Origin of the sequence: Mycobacterium sp., from assembly GCF_050701675.1 — a bacterium.
In the GTDB taxonomy this organism is placed as follows: Bacteria; Actinomycetota; Actinomycetes; order Mycobacteriales; family Mycobacteriaceae; genus Mycobacterium.
This window is the reverse complement of the sequence record NZ_JBOGDD010000424.1, coordinates 1-3,321: the sequence shown is the minus strand read 5'-3', so window position 1 is coordinate 3,321 and position 3,321 is coordinate 1. Positions and strand designations below refer to the sequence as shown.

Sequence of the window (3,321 nt, the reverse complement as noted above, 5' to 3'; positions counted from 1 at the left end):
GTTGTACGGACGGCACATGGCGCGTATGGGGGCTGCGTCCGAGTCACTTTCCATCGTCGCGGGAAGTCCGAGGGCAGTGACTCCGTAGTCCGGCGGACACGCGCTGCCGACGCGTGGCGTACCTTTGCCTACGGCCGAGCATCCCTAAGGGATCAGCGAACTTGCTTGCCGTTCCCCGCGACCTTCGCGAAACTCTCTGCGGCGGCCGCCAACGCCTCAGGCTGCGAATGCACGTATGTCGCCATCGTGAAAGCCTTTGATGCGTGCCCGAGCCAAGCTGAGATCAAAGCGGTTGGGACATTCTCAAGGTGCATGAGAGTTCCACAGGTGTGGCGCTCATCGTGATATCGGATATGACGAACGCCGGCGGCCTTGAGCATCCGTGCCCACCGCGACGTAAGAGCATGCGGACGAGCATCACGTGCCAACGCGCGACGATGTGACATCGTTGTCATAGCGTTCGAGGTCCTACCGACGATCGGAAGTGTCATGACGACGATGCGCGATGTGGCGCTGCGTGCCGGCGTCAGCATCAAGACGGTGTCGCGGGTCGTGAACGACGACGGCTACATCTCCGACGGGGTCCGCCAACGGGTCCAGCAAGCCATCGAGCAGACGAACTACACGCCCAACCTGCTGGCCAAGTCGTTCCGGCTCGGAAGGGACTCCGCCATTGGCATCGCCGTCCCCGACCTGGCCGATCCGTTCTTCGGCACCATCGCTCGCGCGGTCGAACGCGAAGCTCGGCTGCGGGACACCGTCGCCTTGGTGACCGGCCTTGGCGAGACTCCGGAGGAGGAGCGGACGGCGTTGGAAGCGATGCTTCGCAGGCAGGTGTCCGGCCTGATCCTCGCGTCGATCAGCCACGATCACCGATACCTCGCGTCGTGGGCAGCGCAGATCCCCATGGTGTTCGTCGATCGTCCGCCGCAGAATCTGCAAGCCGACAGCGTGACTGAGGACGACGCCAAAGGGGCCGCCGAAGCGGTCACGTCGTTGATCGCTATGGGCCATCGTCGGATCGCTTTGCTCGCACCGGCCGGTACCGTGGTCACGCTGGAACGCCGCAGGGCGGGTTACTACGCAACGCTCGCCAAGTTCCAGATACCCGCGGACCCAGAGCTGGAGGGCTACTGGCACGGCGAGAGCATGCCCGCAATGGTCGATGCGATGTTGGCGTTGCCATCGCCGCCGACCGCGGTGTTCGCCGCCAATTCCACCACCACCCGAGAGCTGGTCCCTCACCTTCACCGGATCAAGCGCACTGATCTGGCTCTGGTCGGTTTCGGGGACATCCCGATGTCGGATTCGCTGCAGCCGTCCGTTTCGGTGGTCGATCAGCGACCCGACGACTTGGGGCGCATTGCCGTCGAGCGGTTGTTTCGCCGGATCACCGAACCCGGCAAGCGACTGAAAAGGCACCAGCTGCTGGCTGTCTCGGTTGTCGAGCGAGACAGCAGTCGCATACCGGGGCCCTACCTCGGTCGCGTCGATCAGCCGTCCTGACGGCCCGCGAGGATCAAATTCGACCGATCTCTATGACAACGTTGTCATAAACACTCGTGATGTGCTTCACTTCCTGTGACAACGTTGTCATAGAGCACCTTCAGAGGAGTGGCATGCGGACACTGGCGTACGAAGGGCCAGGTGATTTCTCGGCCACCGGCTTGAAGAGCCGACCGCACCAAGGAGCTTTCCGTGTTGTCTCTCTACGTTGATTCCGCAGCACGCGATGACGTCGAACCGTTGCTGGACGTGGGTATCTTCCGTGGAATCACCACCAACCCCACCATCCTCGACCGGGCCGGCCTGTCGGGAAGGGACATCCCCGAGGTCTATCGGTGGGCGGTCGCGGCGGGCGCGCAGGAGGTGTTCGTCCAGACGTGGGGCGATTCCGCTGACGAGCTAGAGAAGCGCGGCCGCGAGCTCGCCGAACTCGGCGACAAGGTGGTCATCAAGGTAGCCGCCACGCGGTCCGGCACACGGGCCGCCTCGCGCCTTGCGGCAGAGGGCATTCCGGTCCTGATCACCGTGGTCTACTCGGCCATGCAGGCGGTGTCGGCCGCATGCGCCGGCGCCACGTACCTCGCCCCGTACGTGGGGCGGATGGCCGACGCGGGCCGTGACGCGCGCATCGAGACCGTCGCCATGGTCGAGTTACTGCGGGCGTCGGAGAGCGCCACGCGCGTGTTGGCCGCCAGCGTGCGCAGTACCGCAGACCTGGTCTACCTGACCCGGCACGGCGTCGACGCCTTCGCGCTGCCGCCTGCAGTGGCCAACGCCCTGTTCGACGAGAGGCTGACCGAGGAGTCGGCCGCCACCTTCGATGCCATCTCCGCACGCTGGTGACACGGAGCGCACTCACGTCATGACCATGCCGACGGCGGTCACCGCCACTCTCGACGAACTCGTCGACCGGGCCCGCCATCTCGCCTCGACGAGCCAGCGCCGACTCCTGGGCATCACGGGCTCTCCTGGCGCGGGGAAGACGACCCTCGGCGCGGCCCTTCTCGCCCAACTCGGGGCTCGGGCCACCCTGGTCGAGATGGACGCGTTCCACCTGGCGAACAGCGAGTTGATCCGGCTGGCCCGCCGCGACCGCAAGGGTGCGCCCGATACGTTCGACGTCGGTGGTTACGTGGCGCTGCTGCGGGCACTGCGCAGTCAAACCGGCGATGTCCTCTACGCCCCGAGGTTCGACAGGGCTCTTGATGAATCCATTGGAAGCGCTGTGGCGGTGTCGGTTTCGACGCCCCTGATCGTGACAGAAGGCAACTACCTGCTGATGAACGACGGCGGTTGGGAGCAGGTCCGCGAAACGCTGGACGAGGTGTGGTTTCTCGACGTGCCCGAGGACGTTCGTGCCGAGCGTCTGATCGACCGCCATCATCGATTCGGAAAGACGCACGCCGAGGCCGCGGAGTGGACCAACCAGGTCGATCTGCGCAACGCCGAACTGATCGAGCAGACGCGGACGCGCGCAGATCTCGTCGTCCAGTACATCGAGGGGCGATCATGACCGTTGCGCTACGCGACCTGACCGGCACCGTCGTGGTGGTGACCGGCGCCGGGTCGGGAATCGGGGCGGCCACCGCCCGTCAGCTGCTGGAAGCCGGTGCGTCCGTGGTCGCCACAGATCTGGACGCGGACAGGATCGCCCCACTCGTCGACGCGTTCGGGGACCGTGTCGTGGCCGTCGGCGCAGACGCGGGCCTTCCTGAATCGGCGGTCGCCGTACTCGAGGCCGCGGTCAAGACCTTCGGCCGCGTCGACAGCGTGGTGGCCAACGCCGGCGTTGGCTTCTTCGGCGGTGTCCTCGAC

At 65.6% G+C, this 3,321-nt stretch carries 5 protein-coding genes; 4 read left to right on the top strand and 1 reads right to left on the bottom strand.

Annotation, left to right across the window (positions count from 1 at the left end):
- Nucleotides 1-152: 152 nt before the first annotated feature.
- Nucleotides 153-446 carry a tyrosine-type recombinase/integrase gene (locus ACRDUX_RS12825; RefSeq protein WP_526414406.1) on the bottom strand — a complete coding sequence of 98 codons (294 nt, stop codon included), beginning with the start codon at nucleotides 444-446 and terminating at the stop codon, nucleotides 153-155.
- A gap of 43 nt (nucleotides 447-489) precedes the next feature.
- Here ACRDUX_RS12825 and ACRDUX_RS12820 point away from each other — a divergent pair, with 43 nt between their 5' ends.
- The 4 genes from ACRDUX_RS12820 to ACRDUX_RS12805 form a co-directional block, all read left to right on the top strand.
- A complete protein-coding gene (locus ACRDUX_RS12820; protein WP_526414405.1) occupies nucleotides 490-1,506 on the top strand; it encodes a LacI family DNA-binding transcriptional regulator in 1,017 nt (338 codons plus the stop codon).
- Between the two features lie 192 nt (nucleotides 1,507-1,698).
- Nucleotides 1,699-2,349 (top strand): transaldolase family protein, encoded by a 651-nt coding sequence (locus ACRDUX_RS12815; protein WP_526414404.1) that lies wholly within the window; start codon nucleotides 1,699-1,701, stop codon nucleotides 2,347-2,349.
- A gap of 19 nt (nucleotides 2,350-2,368) precedes the next feature.
- Entirely contained in the window at nucleotides 2,369-3,019 is a 651-nt protein-coding gene (locus ACRDUX_RS12810; protein WP_526414403.1) for a nucleoside/nucleotide kinase family protein, read from the top strand.
- On the top strand, nucleotides 3,016-3,321 hold a 306-nt coding region (locus ACRDUX_RS12805), incomplete at its 3' end, for an SDR family oxidoreductase (RefSeq protein WP_526414402.1). The genes ACRDUX_RS12810 and ACRDUX_RS12805, both read left to right, overlap by 4 nt.

What these genes read in the sequence shown, in the direction of transcription:
- ACRDUX_RS12825 (WP_526414406.1), bottom strand. Translation starts at nt 446, where the DNA reads ATGTCACATCGTCGCGCGTTGGCACGTGATGCTCGTCCGCATGCTCTT.
- ACRDUX_RS12820 (WP_526414405.1), top strand. Translation starts at nt 490, where the DNA reads ATGACGACGATGCGCGATGTGGCGCTGCGTGCCGGCGTCAGCATCAAG.
- ACRDUX_RS12810 (WP_526414403.1), top strand. Translation starts at nt 2,369, where the DNA reads ATGACCATGCCGACGGCGGTCACCGCCACTCTCGACGAACTCGTCGAC.